We start from the raw sequence: 17,237 nt of genomic DNA, 5'->3' as shown, positions 1-17,237 counted from the left end.
GAGGACCCCGTGCTCCCGCGGGGTGACGGGGTGACGGGGTGACGGGGCGACGGCGCTGCGCCGCCCCGCGGCCCCCGCGGCCCCCGCGGTCAGGCGCGGGTCTGCGGGTGGTGCTTGGCGAGCAGGAACACCCCGGTGATGGCGATGCCGGCCGCGACCACGAACCCGGCGACCGCACCCCACGGCGCCCCGGACGCCTCGTCGAGCACGACCACGCCGATCCCGACGGCGACGATCGGGTCGATCACGGTCAGCCCCGCGATGACGAGGTCCGCCGAACCGGCCGAGTACGCGTTCTGCACGAAGTACCCGCCGAGCGACGCCGCGACGACCACCCCGATGATCGCCAGGACCGTCAACCAGTCGAACGTGCCGTTCACGAACCGGTTCAGCACGACCTTGGCGAGCGTCGCGACGAACCCGTAGAGGATGCCCGCGCCGACGATGTAGTAGAGCGCGCTCTTGTGCTTGGCCACGAGTCGGAACGACACCAGCACCAGCACGAGCACCACGGCCAGGATGATCAGGACGGTCACCAGCTGCTGCCGGGTGATCGCGCTCTCGTGCCCGACGAACGCCGCGATGCCGACGAAGATCGCGACACCGATGATGCAGGTCCACACCGCACGCTTCGCCCGACGGCCCAGCGGCACGCCCGACGACCGGGAGGAGAACCACGTGGTGATCACGAGCGCGACCGCCCCGAGCGGCTGCACGACGATCAGCGGCGCGTACGTGATGCTGATGAGCTGCAGCACGACGGCGATGCCGAGCATGAGCGTGCCGAGCACCCAGTAGCCGCTCGAGACCAGCCCGACGACGTGCCGGACGCTCAGCCCCTTCGACTGCCGCCCCAGCCGCGCCTCGACCCGCTGCACACCACGACTCTGGAACTGCGCTCCCAGCGACAGGAACACCGCACCGATGAGCGCGACGGGGATCATGAGGGCCTGGAACGGCGTCAGGTTCACTGCGTCGGGCAGCTGGAGGTCCGTCGTCACGCGTCGAGGCTACCGTCCACCGCCGGATAACCTGGGTGAATGGCCGTTCTCCCGATCCGCATCACCGGCGAACCCGTCCTGCACGAGCGTGCAGCCGAGGTCACCGAGTTCGATGACGACCTCCGTTCCCTCGTCGCCGACATGTTCGAGACCATGGACCTCGCCCCCGGCGTCGGGCTGGCCGGACCCCAGGTCGGCGTCGGCAAGCGCCTGTTCGTGTACTCGTACACCGACGACGACGAAGTACTGCACCGCGCCGCGGCCGTGAACCCGGTCCTCTGGATCAGCCCGCCGGTCCCCGAGTCGGTCGACGAGCTCGACGAGGACGACGAGTCCGAGGGCTGCCTGTCCGTGCCGGGTGAGCGCTTCCCGCTCCGACGCTCCGGCAGCGCGCTGCTCCGGGCGTTCGACGAGCACGGCGAACCGTTCGAGATCCGGGCCGACGGCTGGCTCGCACGCATCTTCCAGCACGAGTACGACCACCTGGACGGCTGGCTCTACGCCGACCGCCTGGTGCACCCCTACGGCAAGCAGGTCGCCAAGGCCATCCGCAAGAACAGCTGGGGCGGCCCCGGCCAGTCGTGGCTGCCGGGTCGCGACCACCCCGAGGGCTGACGGGCCGGTCCGGCCCGCGCGTCGCCTGCCGTGGACAGCTGACGACCGGGAGGCCCGGCTCAGCTCCGGTACGTCGTCAGCGCGTCGCGCAGGTGGTCGGTCTCCGGGTGCCCCGGGCAGTACTGCAGGAGGCCGGCGGCGACGTGCGCTGCGCCGTCGTCGGCGACGGCCGACGTCCACGGGTCCGTGCCGGTCACGGCGCAGGTGCTCGCGAGCTCGACGAGGGTGGCGTCACCACGGGTCGCGTCGACCGCGGCCTGCTGCTGCGTCGACGGCACCGAGCCCGTGAGCCGCTTCGCGGTGCACGAGGTCCGCTCGTCCTCCCACACCGCAGAGTAGGTCGTGTAGGTCTCGGGGTCGCCGTCGTCGCACACGAAGGCGAACACGACCGGCGAGGCGCCCGACCCGAGCCCGGTCTCCGAGCTCGTGGGCTCCTCTGACGCATCGGTGTCGGGTCCGGCACCGCTGCACCCGACGAGCACGGGCGCGATGACCGCCGCGAGCATCACGCCGAGGAACACGGCGCGGGGCGGACGGGATCGGTGCACCTGTGAACGCTAACAGCAACTGCCCGGCAGGACCCGCACGGTCGCTCCTGCGATGATGGTCGGGCACGCCCCGCCCTGGAGGTCCTCATCCCCCGCCTGCACTCCCGCCCCGTCCACGTCGCCGCCCTCGTGGTCGTCGCCGTGGCTGCCCTGTTCGTCGCCTTCTGGCACCTCGGCCGCCCGACCATCGTCAACGACGAGTTCGTCTACCTCCGGGCGAGCTGGGCGTACGTGCACGGCAACTTCTCGCTCAACCTCGAGCACCCGCCGACGGCGAAGTACCTGTACGGCATCGCGCAGCTCGTCGTCGGACAGGGGCCGCTCGGGCCCCGCCTGGTCGCCGCGACCGCGATGCTCGGCACCGGCGTGGTCCTGTTCGTCTGGTTGCGCCGCGAGGTCGGCTTCTGGACGGGACTCCTCGCCGCCGGTGCGTGGTGGCTGACGCCGCGCGGTTCCGGCGCCTCCTGGGCCGAGGCCGGTTCGGTGATCGGTGCGCGGATCGACCGCTTCGCGATGCTCGAGCCCCTCATGGTCTTCTTCGCGGTCGCCTCGCTCGCCGCCGCCTGGACCTGGATGCGGACCGGCAACCGGTGGTGGATCGCCGCAGCAGGGGCGCTGCTCGCGATGTCCGTCACGTCCAAGGTCTCGACCGCCGTGCTCGTGCTCGCGATCGGCGCCCTGCCGCTGCTGTTCCGCCGCTGGCGTGACCTGGGCGTGGGCGCACTGTACGGCGGCGTCGCGTTCGTGGTGGTCTTCGTGCTCCTGTACCTGCCGGCGGGGCTCTTCACCGCCATCGGGCACATGCTGAAGTTCCAGGCACAGCAGAACGCGCACGGACACCCGACGACGATCCTCGGCACGATCTACCCCCAGGCACCGTGGTGGGCCAACTTCGCGTTCCTGGCGTCGGGCACCGGCTGGTTGCTGCTCACGGTGCTGGTCATCGGCGTCGCCTGCGCTCTGGCGATCCGGCCGGACCGGCTCGTCGCGTTCCTCGGCATCGCGCTCGGTGTCTTCCTCGTGTTCTACGTCATCGTCGCGAACGTCTCGCTCCCGTACTACTACGACGCCTGGATGCCGCTGATCATCGCCCTGGCCGCCATCGGGTACGGCCGGCTGGCATCGGTGCGGCCACCCGTCGGACGCATCGCGGCGGCCGTCCTCGTCGCCTGCCTGCTCGTGCCGGCGGTGCGGCTCGGGGTCGCGGTGGCACAGTCCCGCCCGAGCGGCATCGCCCTGCTCTCCGACGCCCTGCACGTGCGCGGCAAGGACTCCGAGGGCGTGCTGTTCGCCCGCTTCAGTGCGAACACCTGGCGCATCTACCTGCCCGACCGGGGCACGCAGAAGCCGCAGTACGGACCGTTCGACGCGATCGTGGTCGGCCACGACGACCGTCGGGCCATGCCCCACCAGGTCACGGAGTTCCTGTCCGAGTACGCCGATCAGCTCGACCATTTCCGGCTCGACTACCTCGACGTCTACGTGCCGAAGACCGGCACGATCGACGACAACAACCGCGACGGCACGCTGCACATCGAGCCGAGCACCCCCGCCTCCTGACCGGCGCGGCCGTGCGGCGCGCGGCCGTGCGGCGGGCGGCCGTGCGGCGCGCGGCCGTGCGGCGCGCGGCCGTGGGCATCGCCCCGGGAACGCAAAAGGCCCGGATCCGTGAGGATCCGGGCCAGACGCTCCCCGAGTTGGACTCGAACCAACAACCTGCCGGTTAACAGCCGGCTGCTCTGCCAATTGAGCTATCGAGGATCACTGTCCGCTGGCGAATGTCGTGCGAACAACGGGTAACAGCATAGCAGCACCGCAGGGCCCCTCACCGCATCGGACACGCCGCCCGGGCGCGCCGCGCTGTGGCCCCCGGTGCAGCGCTGCTCCTCAGTACCCGGCGACCGGGTCGACGACGCCGACGAAGCCCTCGCCGCTGCCGTCGAGGAACGCCGTGGTGTTGAGTCGGACCCGCTCGGCGAGCAGCGGCGCGACCATCTCCGGGGTGTCCGCCTGGTGCGGCGTGATGACCGCGCCGGGCTCGGACCACAGCGGGTGGCCGTCCGGCAACGGCTCGGGGTCGGTGACGTCGAGCCCTGCGGCGGCGATCGCACCGCTGCGCAGGGCCTCGACCAGGGCGTCGGTGTCGACGAGTCCCCCGCGGGCGATGTTGACGAGCCGGGCGGACGGCTTCATGATCGCGAACTGATGACCGCCGAAGAGCTTCGCGGTGCCCGAGGTCATGGCTGCTGCGATCATCACGACGTCGGCGTCGGGCAGGACCTCGTCGAGCTGGTCGGTGGTGACCGTGCGCGATGCGCCGTCCACCGGGTCGGCCGAGCGACGCACCACGGTGACGTCGACGTCGAACGGGGCGAGCAGGCGGATGTACTCGAGCGCGATCCCGCCGGCGCCGATGACGACGACGTTCCGGCCGTAGAGCGACACACCCTCGGGCTCGGTGGCCCACGAGTGTGCACGGGCACGCTTCTGCAGGACCCGCAGCGTCCCGAGCGTCAGCGCCAGGGCGTGCTCGGCGACGGGCTCCGCGTACGCGCCCTTCGCCGAGGTGAAGAGCACGCGGTCCCCGTGCTCCTGGATGAGGTGCGCGAAGGCGTCGACCCCGGCGAACGGCAGCTGCACCCAGCCGATCCCCGGTGCCGCGTCGAGCGCGTCCGCCAGGCCGGACGGGTCGCGGGGGTCGAGCCAGACGAGCCCGCGGGTGTCCGCGTCGAGCGGCGCGACGGTACCGCCGGCCCCGGTCACCGCGGTGACGTGCAGGTCGGTCGGCTCCGGCAGCACGGCGACGGGGCCGGGCTGCGGTGCGTCGATCGGCAGCGGGGCGCCGGAGGTGGGGACGACGGCGCGGTGGCCTCGGGTGGCGGTGCTCACGGGTTCTCCTGTCGGTCCGTGCGGGGGCCGGTGCCGGCGGCGACCGGTCGGCGTGGCGCCGTCGAGCGGCGCGGGGCGGTGGGTGCCGGGCGACGCTTCACGCCGCGGGCCGCGGTCGCGGCCAGGGTCTTGACGTAGGGGTCGACGGGGTTGTCGAGGACCTCGTCGAAGGTGCCGAGGCCGACCAACCGGGCATCGGCCATCACGGCGACGCGGTCGGCCAGGGCGCCGGCTTCGCGCAGGTCGCTGGACACCACGACGGCGGAGAACTGCCGGTTGCGCTGCAGGGTCGCCAGGGCCTCGAGCACCGACTGGCGCACGAGCACGTCGACGCCGCGGGCGGGTTCGTCGGCGACCAGGAGCTGGGGTTCGAGCACGAGGGCCCGCGCCAGGGCGACACGCTGCCGCTGCCCGCTGGAGAGCTCCCAGGTGTTCAGCCGCATCACGCCGAGCGGCAGGTGCACGGCGTCGACCAGGCGCGCGACGATCAGGCCCGCTTCCTTGCGGTCGAAGCGGCGGTCGCGCTGGTAGATCGGTTCGGCGATGGCCTCGCCGACGGTGAGGTCCGGACTGAGCCGATCGGCGCCGTCCTGCGGCAGGTAGCCGATCCGGCCGCTCAGCCGCTCGAGCTTGCGGGACGAACCGCGCAGCCCGCGGGTCTTCTGGCCGAGGACGGTCAGTTCGCCTCCGACGATGTGCCGGCGCAGCGCACCGTCACCCTCGCCGTGCGACCCGAGCTGCCCCGCGATCGCGGCGGCGAAGGTCGACTTGCCCGACCCCGACTCACCGAGCAGTGCGAGGATCTCGCCCTGCCGCACCGTCAGGCTGACCCCGTCGACCGCTCGGATCGACTCGGACCCCCGTCCGCCCCGGTACTCGATCGACACGTCGTCCGCGACGACCGCCGGTCCGTTGACCGCGATCATGGGTCCCCTTCCACGCCGCCCCCTGGCGGCGGTTCGCGACGGACCGCGCTGGCAGGACCGTCGTGCGTACAGCTGTGGAGGCGACCGTCCAGGAGGCCCGGCGTGCGTCGACGACGCTGGACGGGCCTCCTGGACGGGTCGCGCCGGGTCGAGACCAGACGCGGGTCGCATCGGGTCAGGACCCGACGTTCTCCAGTTGCTCCAGCGTACGCCGTCGCTCGGCCTGCTCCGCAGGGTCCGGCACCGGGAGCGACGCCAGCAGGCGCTGCGTGTACGGATGCTGCGGGGCGCCGAGGACCTGCGCCGTCGTGCCCACCTCGACCAGGTCGCCGCGGTACAGCACCGCGATCCGGTCGGACAGCGCGCCCACGACCGCCAGGTCGTGGCTGATGAACAGCGACGCGAAGCCCAGGTCCTGCTGGAGCTCGAGGAAGAGCTCGAGCACGCGGGCCTGCACCGACACGTCGAGCGCACTCGTCGGCTCGTCGGCGATGAGCAGCTTCGGCCGGAGCGCGAGCGACCGGGCGAGCGAGGCGCGCTGGCGCTGCCCACCGGAGAGCTCGTGCGGGTAGCGGTCCCCGTACGCCTTCGGCAGCTGGACCGCCTCGAGGAGTTCGTCGACCCGCTTACGGGCCGCACGCGGGCTCGACACCTCCTTGTGGACGACCAGCGGCTCGGCGACGCACTCGGCGATCGTGAGCAGCGGGTTGAACGACGTCGCCGGGTCCTGGAACACGAACCCGATGTCCTTGCGCAGGTGCTTGAAGTCGCGCTCCCGGTAGCCGAGCATCTCGGCGCCGAGGACCTTCAGCGAGCCGCCGGTGACCTTCGTCAGCCCGGCCATGGCGCGACCGATCGTGGTCTTGCCGGAGCCGGACTCCCCCACCAAGCCGAGGACCTCGCCGGGACGGATCGCCAGGTCGACGCCCTTCACGGCACGGAACGCGGGCGAACCGAGGCGGCCGGGGTACTCGATCTCGAGCCCCTTCGCCTCGACCAGCGGGGTGACGTCCTCGGTGATCGCGGCACGGCGGGCGGTGCCCGTCGACGCCTCGAGCCGGGGCACGGCGGCGAGCAGCCGCTTCGTGTAGTCGGCCTGCGGACGCGCGAACAGGCCCGTCGCCGAGGCCTCTTCGACGATCTCGCCCTGGTACATCACGGCGACGCGGTCGGCCAGGTCGGCCACCACACCCATGTTGTGCGTGATGATCACGATCGCCGTGCCGAACTCGTCGCGGCAGCGGCGGAGCAGGTCGAGGATCTCGGCCTGCACCGTGACGTCGAGCGCCGTGGTCGGCTCGTCGGCGATGATCACCGACGGCTCGAGGGCCAGGGCACTCGCGATGACGACACGCTGCTTCTGGCCACCGGAGAACTGGTGCGGGTAGTGGTCGACGCGGGTCTCGGGGTCGGGGATGCCGACGCGGCCGAGGTAGTCGATGGCCTTCGCCCGCGCCTCCTTCTTGGACATGCCGCCGTGGGCGCGGAGCCCCTCGGCGATCTGCCACCCGACCGTGAAGACCGGGTTGAGGGCGGTCGACGGCTCCTGGAAGACCATCGCACCGGCGGTCCCCCGCAGGCTGCGGAGCTTCTGCGCGCCGACGGTGACGACGTCGGTGCCGTCGAGCAGCACCGCGCCGCCGAGCGTCGCCGTCTCGGGCATGAGCCGGAGCATGGCGCGAGCCGTGACGGACTTGCCGGAGCCGGACTCGCCGACCAGGGCGAGGACCTCGCCGGGGCGGACGTCGAGGCTGACGCCCTTGACCGCGTCGACGGCGCCGCCGTCGGTGGCGAAGGTGACCGTGAGGTCGTCGACGACGACCACGGGTGCGTTCTCGGTGTCGGTCGTCATGCGCCCGATCCTTCCGCGGTGGCCGTGTTGCGCGCGTCGCGCGTGGACACCAGCTGCTTCAGCCGTCGGCGCGCACGCAGACGGGGGTCGGAGATGTCGTTGAGGCTCTCGCCGATGAACGTCACACCGAGCACCAGCACCACGATCGCGACACCCGGGTAGACACCGGTCCACCAGACGCCGCTCGCGACGTCGGACAGCGCACGGCTGAGGTCGTAGCCCCACTCGGCGCCGGACGTCGGACCGATGCCGAACCCGAGGAAGCCGAGGCCGGCCAGGGTCAGGATCGCGTCGCTGGCGTTGAGCGTCAGGATGAGCGGCAGGGACCTGGTCGAGTTGCGCAGCACGTGGCGGGTCATGATGCGCCACGGGTTCGTGCCCATCACGCGCGCCGACTCGACGAACGCGTCGTTCTTCAGACGCACGGCCTCGGCACGGACCACCCGGAAGTACTGCGGCACGTAGACGACGGTGATCGAGATCGCCGCCGCGATGATGCCGCCCGAGTAGCTCGAGTTGCCACCGGAGATCACGATCGACACGACGATCGCGAGCAGCAGCGAGGGGAACGCGTAGATCGCGTCGGCGACCACGACGAGGACCCGGTCGAGCCAGCCGCCCAGGTAGCCGGAGACCAGCCCGAGCAGCACGCCGACGATGATCGACACGACGACCGCGACGATCACGACGAGGACCGCGGTCCGGGCGCCGTAGACCACCCGGCTGAAGACGTCGAACCCGCCGACGGTGGTGCCCCAGATGTGCTCGGCGCTCGGTGCGCCCGTGCGCGGGAAGCTCTCGCCGTCCGCGCCCTGCAGCTGGCCGAAGCCGTACGGGGCCAGCAGCGGCGCGAAGACCGCGACGAGCAGGTACAGGGCGCAGATGACCACGCCGACGATGAGCATGGCGCGCTGCCAGCCGGTGCTCTTGCGGAGCTGGACCACCACGGGCAGCCGCTTCCAGAGCGGCTCGTGGCGGTCGACGAGGGTGGTGTCGGCCATCGTCAGAACCTCACTCTCGGGTCGATCAGGGCGGCGACGACGTCGACGATGAAGTTGGTCACCGCGACGATCACCGCCAGCATCGCGACGATGCCCTGGACCGCGACGAAGTCACGGGCCGACAGGTACTGGTTGAGCTCGAAGCCCAGGCCGCGCCAGCCGAAGGTGGTCTCGGTCAGGACCGAACCGCCCAGCAGCATCGCGATCTGCAGGCCCATGACCGTGATGATCGGCACGAGAGCGGGGCGGAACGCGTGCGTCCGCACCAACCGCGACTCGCGGACACCGCGGGAGCGGGCCGCGTCGACGTACTCGGAGCCGAGCGACCCGATCATGTTCGCGCGCACCAGGCGCAGGAAGATGCCGGCGGTCAGCAGTCCGAGGGTCAGCGCCGGCAGGACGGCGTGCTGCAGCACGTCGCCGATGACCGCCGCGTTGCCGGTCCGCAGTGCATCGATGATGTAGATGCCGCTCGCGCCGGGGATGCCGTCGAGGATGAGCTCCACCCTGGTCGACGCGCGGTCGCCGAGCGGCAGCCAACCGAGCCACACCGAGAAGACGAGCTTGAGCAGCAGGCCGCCGAAGAACACCGGGGTCGCGTACGTCAGGATCGCGAGGGCACGGAGCAGCACGTCGGGCCACTTGTCGCGCGTGTACGCGGCCAGCATGCCGAGCGGGATGCCGAGCACGAGCGCGACGACGAGGGCGTAGAAGACGAGCTCGGCGGTCGCGCCGCCGTACTGCAGGATGATCTCGGTGATCGGCCGGTTGTCGGTCGACGCGTTGCCGAAGTCACCGCGCAGGATGCCGCCGAGGTACTCGAAGTACTGCACGAGCACGGGACGGTCGTACCCGGCGGCGTGCAGGCGTTCCTGCAGCTGCGTCGGGGTGAGTCGGCCGCCGACCGACGCGGTGATCGGGTTCCCGATGACGCGCATCAGGAAGAACACGAGCGTCACCAGGATGAAGACGGTCGGGATGATGAGGAGGAACCTGACGAGGACGTACCGGCCGAGTCCGCCGCCACTGCTCTTGGCACGACGTTGTGCCTGTGGCTTGGTCGGATCGGTGCCGTTCACGTCCTGGGTCGCCTCTGGGGTGCTCAGGGTCACGGGGAGGGGTGCCTTTCATGCCGGTGCGCAGGCACGCGGGCGTTCCTCGTGGGAACGCCCGCGGCCTGCGCGAGGGGCGTGGTGCTACTTGCTGAGGGTGGCGTACCGGAACTTGAAGGAGGCGTCGAGGGTCAGGCCCTTGACGTCCTTGCCGGCGACGGCGACGGACTTGCCCTGCAGCAGGGGCAGCGTCGAGATCTGCGATGCCTCGCGCTCCTGGGCCTGCTCGATCAGGTCGGCACGCTTGTCCGGGTCGGACTCCGCCTGCTCCTTCGCGATGAGGTCCTGGATGACCGAGTCGTCGTAGTGGTTCTGGACGAAGTTCTCCTTGGTGAAGAACGGCGACAGGTAGTTGTCGGCGTCGGAGAAGTCCGGGAACCAACCGAGCTGGTACTCCGGGTACGCGTCCTTGGTGCGCTCCTGGGCGTAGGTCGTGTAGACCGTCGACTGGATGTTGACGGTGAACAGACCCGAGTCCTCGAGCTGCGTCTTCAGCAGCGCGTACTCGTCGTCCGAGGCCGAACCGTAGTGGTCGGGCGCGTACTGGATGTCGAGCTGCACCTTGCCGGAGACACCGGCGTCGGCGAGGGTCTTCTTCGCCTTGTCGACGTCGGGGCCACCGTCGCCGTCGCCGTACATGTCCTTGAACGGCTGGACCGCACCGGTGAGGCCGTCCGGCACCATCGAGTACAGCGGCGTGAAGGTGTCGTTGTAGACCTCCTTCGCCAGGGCGGCGCGGTCGACCACGTCAGCGGCGGCCTGGCGCACGGCGAGGGCCTTCGCCTCGTCGGCGTCGTCCTGACCGGTGCCGAACGGCTGCGTCTTGAAGTTGAAGACCACGTAGCGGATCTCGCCGCCGGGGCCGTCGGTGACCTTGAGCTTGTCGTCCTTGCGCAGGTCCGAGATGTCGGTCGGCGTCAGGGAGCGGTACGCAACGTCGACGTCGCCCTGCTGCACGGCGAGCTTGAGGTCGGTCTCCTTGGTGTAGTAGTTGGCCGTCACCTCGGAGGTCTTCGCCTTGCCGAGCAGGCCGTCGTACTTCGGGTTCGTCTTGTACTGGATCAGCTGGTTCTCCTTGTAGGAGCTGATCTGGTACTGCCCGGCGAACGCCTTGCCCTTGACGATGTCGTCGGCGCTGGTGAGCTTCGTCGCGCTGAAGACGTCCTCGTCGACGATCGGGCCGGCGGGGCTCGAGAGCACCTGCGGCCAGGTCTGGTCGGCGTGGTCGAGGTTGAACACCACGGTCGTGTCGTCCGGGGTGTCGATGCTCTTGAGGTTGGCGAGCAGCGACTGCGGGCCGTTCTCGTTGTTGATCTTGAGTTCACGGTCGAACGAGAACTTCACGTCGCTCGAGGTGAGCTTGTTGCCGTTCGCGAACTCGAGGCCGTCCTTGAGGGTGACCTCGTACGTGGTCGGGCTCGTGAACTCCGCCTTCGTGGCGATGTCCGGCTCGACGTCCGGGCTGCCCACGGGCGTGTTCATCAGGAACGGGAAGACCTGGTTCTGCACGGCGAAGGAGCCGTTGTCGTAGGAGCCGGCCGGGTCGAGGGACGTGATCTTGTCCGTCGTCCCGATGCTCAGGCCGTTCAGCTCGGTGTCGCTCACGCTGCTGCTCGCGCAGCCGGTCAGCACCAGCGCCGTCGCTGCTGCTCCGGCGCCGAGCGCGATGCCGCGCCTGCCCCACGTGGCTGTGTGCTTCTTGAACACGGATGCCATGTTCGATGCCTCTCTTGAAGTTGGGTGCAAGTGTCCGGACCGGCGGGTGGTACGTCTGTGTGCCCGGCCAGGAACGCTCATTGGTATCACCCTGTCACGGAACAGATCGAACCGGGAGCGATTTGTTTACACCGCTGTAATGCAAGCACCCGTCGCGTGATGCATCATTCGTGCGCATCGACCCGGCGCGCCGCACACGAAAGTTGCGCGCTGCAACCTGGGTGGTCCGGGGCTCGCCGACCGGTCACGACACACCGCCCGTCCCACCCCGAGCGGTCACGTCGTGTCGGCCGGACCCCGGCCAGCCGACGCCTTGCGACCACTCGACGCCCGACACGCGGCACGTCGTGCGGCCACACCGTCGGCCTGGAGGCTCGCCCCACGTCGGCCCCGTCCCTCGCCCCCGCCGACCGGTCACGACACACCGCCCGTCCCACCCCGAGCGGTCACGTCCCGTCGGCCGGACCCCGGCCAGCCGACGCCTTGCGACCACTCGACGCCCGACACGGCCGCGCGGCAGGCGCCCCGACACTCGGGCGGCGAGAGCGAGGGGCTAGGACGCCTCGGCGTCGGCGCGGAGCCGCATGCGCTGCGCGTCGATGTCCACGAGCTGCCGCTGGATCTCAGCGCGCCGCTCGGCCTGCTCGTGCGGGTCCGCACGCTGCAGTTGTCCGAGCAACGATGCCTTGCGGGCGAGCAGGTCCCGCTCGACCAGGGCGACGACGATGCTCCGGCAGTACGCGGCGAGGTCCTCGGCGTTGCGGGCGGGGATCGGCGCGAGGGCCAGCTCGTGCGTCAGGGTGCGCAAGGGGGTCGGCACGTCGGCGAGCAACCGGTCGAGCCAGTCCCCCGCCCCGATGACGTCGACGTTGGCGACCACGGCGTCCCGCACGACGGCGAGCATCGGCGCCGAGAACGTGGCCGATGCGGCGAGCCCGAGCAGCGGCGCTCCGACCGAGGTCGGCTGCTGCACCATCGCCATGACGGCGTCGCGCTCCATGCGGCTGATCGGGTCGTTCGGCAGCGAGCGGATCCCGGCGACGGGCTCCTCGACCACACCGGCCCCGTCGGTGGCGTGACCGGCGCGACCGTCGCGCCCCGGGCCTCCTGACCGATCGTCCGTCGACCCCGCACGCCGACGCGCGGTCTCGACCGATCGACGGACCTCGGGCATGTCCATGCCGAGCCAGCCGGCGAGCTCGCGGACGTACCCCTGCGTGAGCGAGCGGTCGCGGATGCCGGCGAGAACGGGCGCGGCGGCGCGGAGGGCACTGACGCGGCCCTCGACCGTCTCGAGGTCGTGGCCCTCCAACGTGCGGCGGATCATGAACTCGAACATCGGGCGCTTGTTCGTGATCAGGCGGCGGATGGCGTCGTCGCCGCGGGCGAGCCGGAGGTCGCACGGGTCGAGGCCACCGGGTGCCACGGCGACGAAGGTCTGCGCCGCGAACCGCTGTTCCTCGGCGAAGGCGCGGGAGGCGGCACGCTGCCCGGCCTCGTCCGGGTCGAAGGTGAAGACGACCTCGCCGTTGGCGTTCGGGTCGGCGCCGGCCAGGTCGCCGAGCATCGGGCGGAGCACCTTGATGTGGTCGACGCCGAACGAGGTGCCGCACGTGGCGACCGCGGTGGTGATGCCGGCGACGTGGCAGGCCATGACGTCGGTGTAGCCCTCGACGATCACGACCTGCTTCTGCTTCGAGATGTCGCGGCGGGCCAGGTCGAGCCCGTAGAGCACCTGGCTCTTGTGGTAGATCGGGGTCTCGGGCGTGTTGAGGTACTTCGGGCCCTTGTCGTCGTCGAGCAGGCGACGGGCACCGAACCCGATCGTCGCCCCGGTGACGTCGCGGATCGGCCACATCAGGCGACCACGGAACCGATCGTACGGCGACCGGTCGCCCTGGCTGACGAGCCCGGCCGAGGTGAGTTCCTCGAGCGTGAAGCCCCGACCGCGCAGGTGGTCCTTGAGCATGTCGAAGGACTTCGGGGCGAAGCCGACACCGAAGTGCTGCGCCGCCGAGGGATCGAACCCGCGCTCCCCCAGGAACCGCCGTGCGGGGTCGGCCGCGGCGGTGGTGAGCTGCGCCGTGTAGAACTCGAGCGCGGCTTCGTTGGCCGCGATCAGCCGGGCCCGGGTGTTGTAGTCGGTGCGCGGCCCGTCGCCCTCTTCGTAGTGCAGGGTGAAGCCGATCTTCGCGGCCATACGCTCGACGGCCTCGGCGAAGGTGGTGTGGTCCTGCGCCATGATGAAGCTGAAGACGTCGCCGTCCTCGCCACACCCGAAGCAGTGGTACCGGCCGACCTGGGGTCGGACGTGGAACGACGGGGAACGTTCGTCGTGGAAGGGGCAGAGCCCCTTCATCGACCCGACGCCCGCGTTCTTCAGCGTGACGTAGTCGCCGACGACGTCGGCGATGTTGACACGCGAGCGGACCTCGTCGATGTCGTTCCGCGCGATCCTGCCAGCCACCCTCTGATCCTAGTTCGTGGGACCGACCTCGGCCGACCGCGGCCCCGAGATGTGGACGAACCACCGAGGCCGACGGAGCACCCCGCTCACACCGGGATGTGGACCGCTTCCCGCTCGCCGACGACCAACCGACGGTGCCAGGCGATCGCCCCTTGGTCCGTCAGGCTCGCGACCTGGTCGACCACGGCGCGGAGTCGGCCGTCGTCGTCGGACGCCGCACGCCAGTCGGCGGCGAAGCCGGGCTCGAGGTCCGACGCACCCGATGCTGCCAGGGCGTCGAGCAGCTCGGTCAGGATCCGGCGCTGGTCTTCGTACACGGGCTGCCGGTCGCCCTGCGTCATCACGAACGCCGCCACGATGCCCTTGAGGACCGCGATCTCGCCGATGATCTCCGGCGGCGTCACGACGGACGCCGCGAACCGGACCAGGGACCCGGAGGCGTAGGACTCGCGGGTCGCGGCCGTCGCCGTCCGCGCGAAGCGTCCGATCAGCTGCGAGGTCAGGTTCTTCAGGTGCGCTGCGTCACGCCGAGACCCGTCGTACGAGGTCATCCAGAGCGGCAGGGCCCGGAGGCGGTCGAACGCCTCGAGCAGTTCCTCACGACTCAGGTCGTCGCCCACCCACGCGTGCATCGCGGTGACGATGTCGTTCTCGCCGACGCGGTCGCCGAGCGCCGCGACGTCGATGAACCCGGCGACGACGGCGTCCTCGAAGTCGTGCACCGAGTACGCGATGTCGTCGGACAGGTCCATGACCTGCGCCTCGATGCACCGCTGCCGACGGGGCGCCCCGGCACGGAGCCACTCGAAGGCGTCGTGGTCGTCGTCGTAGAAGCCGAACTTGGTCCGGCCCGATGACGACTCGGAGACGCCCTGCGCCGCGGGCCACGGGTACTTGCAGCTGGCGTCCAACGACGCACGGGTCAGGTTCAGTCCGAACGGACGGTCGACGCCAGCGCCGGCCCCCGCGCCACCCACGGCAGCGGCGCCCGCCCCCGGCCGCAGCCCGTACACCTTCGGCTCGAGCCGGGTGAGCAGCCGCAGCGTCTGCGCGTTGCCCTCGAACCCGCCGATGCCGGCGGCCCAGGCGTTGACGGCCGTCTCACCGTTGTGGCCGAAGGGCGGGTGGCCGATGTCGTGCGCCAGGCACGCGGTGTCCACCACGTCGGGGTCGAGGCCCAGCGAGTCCGCGAGCTCTCGACCGACCTGCGCCACCTCGAGCGAGTGGGTCAGGCGGTTGCGGGCGAAGTCGAGCCCGGTTGTCGGGCTGAGCACCTGGGTCTTCGCGGCGAGGCGACGGAGCGCGCTGGAGTGCAGCAGCCGTGCGCGGTCACGGGCGAAGTCCGATCGGCGGTTGCCGTGCTCTTCCGGGAGCCAGCGCTCGGCGTCGGCCGGGCCGTACGAGGCGGTGGCGCTCATCCGCCGCTGTGGTGCAGCTCGGCGGCGGCGAGGACCTTGCGGAACTCGCTGTCGACGTCGCGGGACTCGAGCCAGCGGTCGGGCAGTGCGGTGCGCTTCGGGTTGCCGGAGCGACCACGGGGGCCCTCGGCGCCCTCGCCCGGGTACGGTGCGTCGCGGTCGAGCTGCCCGAGCAGGTCGTCGATCTCCTGCAGGCTCGACGACAACGCGAGCCCGGACCGCACGTCGCTGCCGATCGGGTACCCCTTGAAGTACCAGGCCACGTGCTTGCGGGCGTCGCGGCAACCGTGGTCTTCGGACCCGAAGAACTCGACGAGCAGTTCGGCGTGCCGACGGAACCCGTCGGCGACCTCGCCCAGGGTCGGCATGTACCGCAGCCCTTCGCCGCGGAACGCCGCCGCCAGGTCGCCGAACAGCCACGGGCGCCCGAGGCACCCGCGTCCGACGACGACGCCGTCGACGCCGGTCTCGTCGACCATGCGCAGGGCGTCGGCCGCCGACCAGATGTCCCCGTTGCCGAGGATCGGGATGTCGGTGACGGTCTCCTTCAGCGTCGCGATCGCCGACCAGTCGGCGTGACCGGAGTAGTGCTCGTTCGCCGTGCGGGCGTGCAGCGACACCGCGGCGACGCCGGCGTCCCGCGCGATGCGGGCGGCGTCGAGGTAGGTCAGGTGGTCCTCGTCGATGCCCTTGCGCATCTTCACGGTGACCGGCACGTTCCCTGCGGCGCGGACGGTCTTCGTGACGAGTTCGCGGAACAGCTCGAGCTTCCAGGGCAGGGCCGCGCCGCCGCCCTTGCGGGTGACCTTGGGCACCGGGCAGCCGAAGTTCAGGTCGATGTGGTCGGCGCGGTCCTCGCCCACCAGGATCGACGCGGCCTCGGCCACGGTGTTCGGCTCGACGCCGTACAGCTGGATCGACCGCGGGGTCTCGGACTCGTGGTGCTGGATGAGCTGCATCGACACGGGAGTGCGTTCGACCAGTGCGCGCGAGGTGATCATCTCGCAGACGTAGAGACCGGCGCCGTACTCGCGGCAGAGCCGGCGGTACGCCATGTTCGTGATGCCCGCCATGGGCGCGAGCACGACCGGCACGTCGACCTCGATCGGGCCGATGCGCAGAGGCCGTGCTGGGGCTTGTGTGATCGTCATACCTGTCCCATCTTCCCACGTCGGTGCTCGCCGGTAGCGTTCTCCACATGACGATCGACGCCAGCACCCGGTTCGACACCGACGCAGCAGCCCGCGGCCTGACGGTCGAGGTCGTCGAACGCCCCGCCGCGGACTCCCTGCAGCAGGCCGCCGAGCTGCTCGGCATCGACCCCGGCGACATCGTCAAGACGCTCGTCGTGAAGCGCCACGACGGCGGCTTCCTGCTCGCGCTCGTGCCGGGCGGCCGGAGCATCGCGTGGAAGAAGCTCCGCACCGTCGTCGGGGTGAACAAGCTCTCGATGCCCGACGCGGCGACCGCGCTCCAGGCGTCGGGCTACGAGCGCGGCACGATCACGCCCATCGGAGCGACCGGCGACCTGCCCGTCTACGCCGACGAACGCATCGTCGGTCGACGGGTCGCCCTCGGCGCGGGCCGGCACGGCGCGAGTGCCTTCGTCGACGCCGACGACCTCGTCGCCGCGTACGGCGCGACGGTCGCCGACATCACCGACGAGGAACCGCAGCGCGCCTGATCGGTCCG

At 71.0% G+C, this 17,237-nt stretch carries 14 protein-coding genes, 1 tRNA gene and 1 pseudogene; 3 read left to right on the top strand and 13 right to left on the bottom strand.

Features of this window, described 5'->3' with window-relative positions:
* Positions 1-89 precede the first annotated feature (89 nt).
* The gene (locus tag ACIPV1_RS01180; RefSeq protein ID WP_181437562.1) at positions 90-1,001 is read right to left on the bottom strand and encodes a DMT family transporter; all 912 of its coding nucleotides are present in this window, start codon (positions 999-1,001) and stop codon (positions 90-92) included.
* A 39-nt stretch (positions 1,002-1,040) separates the two neighbouring features.
* Between ACIPV1_RS01180 and def the strand changes: the two genes are divergently transcribed.
* A complete protein-coding gene (gene def / locus ACIPV1_RS01175) occupies positions 1,041-1,616 on the top strand; it encodes a peptide deformylase (protein ID WP_402725607.1) in 576 nt (191 codons plus the stop codon).
* A gap of 59 nt (positions 1,617-1,675) precedes the next feature.
* Here the strand turns inward: def and ACIPV1_RS01170 are convergent, their stop codons facing one another.
* Positions 1,676-2,164, bottom strand: coding sequence for a hypothetical protein (locus tag ACIPV1_RS01170; RefSeq protein ID WP_159572984.1), 489 nt, complete (start codon positions 2,162-2,164; stop codon positions 1,676-1,678).
* A gap of 141 nt (positions 2,165-2,305) precedes the next feature.
* On the opposite strand from ACIPV1_RS01170, the gene ACIPV1_RS01165 reads away from it, so the two are divergent.
* Positions 2,306-3,724, top strand: a complete 1,419-nt coding sequence (locus ACIPV1_RS01165; protein ID WP_402725606.1) for an ArnT family glycosyltransferase — start codon at positions 2,306-2,308, stop codon at positions 3,722-3,724.
* A 128-nt stretch (positions 3,725-3,852) separates the two neighbouring features.
* Here the strand turns inward: ACIPV1_RS01165 and ACIPV1_RS01160 are convergent.
* From ACIPV1_RS01160 to dusB, 11 genes and pseudogenes are all read right to left on the bottom strand, one after another.
* A tRNA-Asn gene (locus ACIPV1_RS01160) sits at positions 3,853-3,925 on the bottom strand.
* Positions 3,926-4,051: 126 nt separating this feature from the next.
* On the bottom strand, positions 4,052-5,053 hold the full coding sequence (locus tag ACIPV1_RS01155) for a D-isomer specific 2-hydroxyacid dehydrogenase family protein (protein WP_402725605.1): 1,002 nt from the start codon (positions 5,051-5,053) through the stop codon (positions 4,052-4,054).
* On the bottom strand, positions 5,050-5,979 hold the full coding sequence (locus ACIPV1_RS01150; protein ID WP_123292572.1) for an ATP-binding cassette domain-containing protein: 930 nt from the start codon (positions 5,977-5,979) through the stop codon (positions 5,050-5,052). The genes ACIPV1_RS01155 and ACIPV1_RS01150 overlap by 4 nt, the downstream gene beginning before the upstream one ends.
* Before the next feature lie 175 nt (positions 5,980-6,154).
* Positions 6,155-7,831, bottom strand: coding sequence for an ABC transporter ATP-binding protein (locus ACIPV1_RS01145; protein WP_402725604.1), 1,677 nt, complete (start codon positions 7,829-7,831; stop codon positions 6,155-6,157).
* Positions 7,828-8,832: an ABC transporter permease gene (locus ACIPV1_RS01140; RefSeq protein ID WP_123292570.1), complete on the bottom strand. Its 1,005-nt coding sequence runs from the start codon at positions 8,830-8,832 to the stop codon at positions 7,828-7,830. The genes ACIPV1_RS01145 and ACIPV1_RS01140 overlap by 4 nt, the downstream gene beginning before the upstream one ends.
* Positions 8,833-8,834: 2 nt before the next feature.
* Positions 8,835-9,521 carry an ABC transporter permease gene (locus tag ACIPV1_RS01135; protein ID WP_402725871.1) on the bottom strand — a complete coding sequence of 229 codons (687 nt, stop codon included), beginning with the start codon at positions 9,519-9,521 and terminating at the stop codon, positions 8,835-8,837.
* A gap of 114 nt (positions 9,522-9,635) precedes the next feature.
* A pseudogene (locus ACIPV1_RS01130) lies at positions 9,636-9,911 on the bottom strand (ABC transporter permease); the annotation flags it as partial.
* 117 nt (positions 9,912-10,028) lie between these two features.
* Positions 10,029-11,660: an ABC transporter substrate-binding protein gene (locus ACIPV1_RS01125; protein WP_123292569.1), complete on the bottom strand. Its 1,632-nt coding sequence runs from the start codon at positions 11,658-11,660 to the stop codon at positions 10,029-10,031.
* 553 nt (positions 11,661-12,213) lie between these two features.
* On the bottom strand, positions 12,214-14,127 hold the full coding sequence (gene dnaG / locus ACIPV1_RS01120) for a DNA primase (protein ID WP_123340415.1): 1,914 nt from the start codon (positions 14,125-14,127) through the stop codon (positions 12,214-12,216).
* An 86-nt stretch (positions 14,128-14,213) separates the two neighbouring features.
* Positions 14,214-15,545, bottom strand: a complete 1,332-nt coding sequence (locus tag ACIPV1_RS01115; protein WP_402725603.1) for a deoxyguanosinetriphosphate triphosphohydrolase — start codon at positions 15,543-15,545, stop codon at positions 14,214-14,216.
* A complete protein-coding gene (gene dusB / locus ACIPV1_RS01110; protein WP_123292566.1) occupies positions 15,542-16,696 on the bottom strand; it encodes a tRNA dihydrouridine synthase DusB in 1,155 nt (384 codons plus the stop codon). The genes ACIPV1_RS01115 and dusB overlap by 4 nt, the downstream gene beginning before the upstream one ends.
* Before the next feature lie 47 nt (positions 16,697-16,743).
* On the opposite strand from dusB, the gene ACIPV1_RS01105 reads away from it, so the two are divergent.
* Complete coding sequence (locus tag ACIPV1_RS01105; RefSeq protein ID WP_123292565.1) at positions 16,744-17,229, top strand: aminoacyl-tRNA deacylase; 486 nt, start codon at positions 16,744-16,746, stop codon at positions 17,227-17,229.
* Positions 17,230-17,237: the final 8 nt, after the last annotated feature.

Source organism: Curtobacterium sp. NPDC089991, from assembly GCF_044748425.1.
Classification (GTDB): Bacteria; Actinomycetota; Actinomycetes; order Actinomycetales; family Microbacteriaceae; genus Curtobacterium.
This window is presented reverse-complemented; position numbering and strand designations above follow the sequence as displayed.

Excerpts from the sequence above, each read along its gene's own strand:
- def (WP_402725607.1), top strand. The coding sequence starts at position 1,041 with ATGGCCGTTCTCCCGATCCGCATCACCGGCGAACCCGTCCTGCACGAG.
- ACIPV1_RS01150 (WP_123292572.1), bottom strand. The coding sequence starts at position 5,979 with ATGATCGCGGTCAACGGACCGGCGGTCGTCGCGGACGACGTGTCGATC.
- ACIPV1_RS01145 (WP_402725604.1), bottom strand. The coding sequence starts at position 7,831 with ATGACGACCGACACCGAGAACGCACCCGTGGTCGTCGTCGACGACCTC.
- ACIPV1_RS01140 (WP_123292570.1), bottom strand. The coding sequence starts at position 8,832 with ATGGCCGACACCACCCTCGTCGACCGCCACGAGCCGCTCTGGAAGCGG.
- ACIPV1_RS01125 (WP_123292569.1), bottom strand. The coding sequence starts at position 11,660 with ATGGCATCCGTGTTCAAGAAGCACACAGCCACGTGGGGCAGGCGCGGC.
- ACIPV1_RS01115 (WP_402725603.1), bottom strand. The coding sequence starts at position 15,545 with ATGAGCGCCACCGCCTCGTACGGCCCGGCCGACGCCGAGCGCTGGCTC.
- dusB (WP_123292566.1), bottom strand. The coding sequence starts at position 16,696 with ATGACGATCACACAAGCCCCAGCACGGCCTCTGCGCATCGGCCCGATC.
- ACIPV1_RS01105 (WP_123292565.1), top strand. The coding sequence starts at position 16,744 with ATGACGATCGACGCCAGCACCCGGTTCGACACCGACGCAGCAGCCCGC.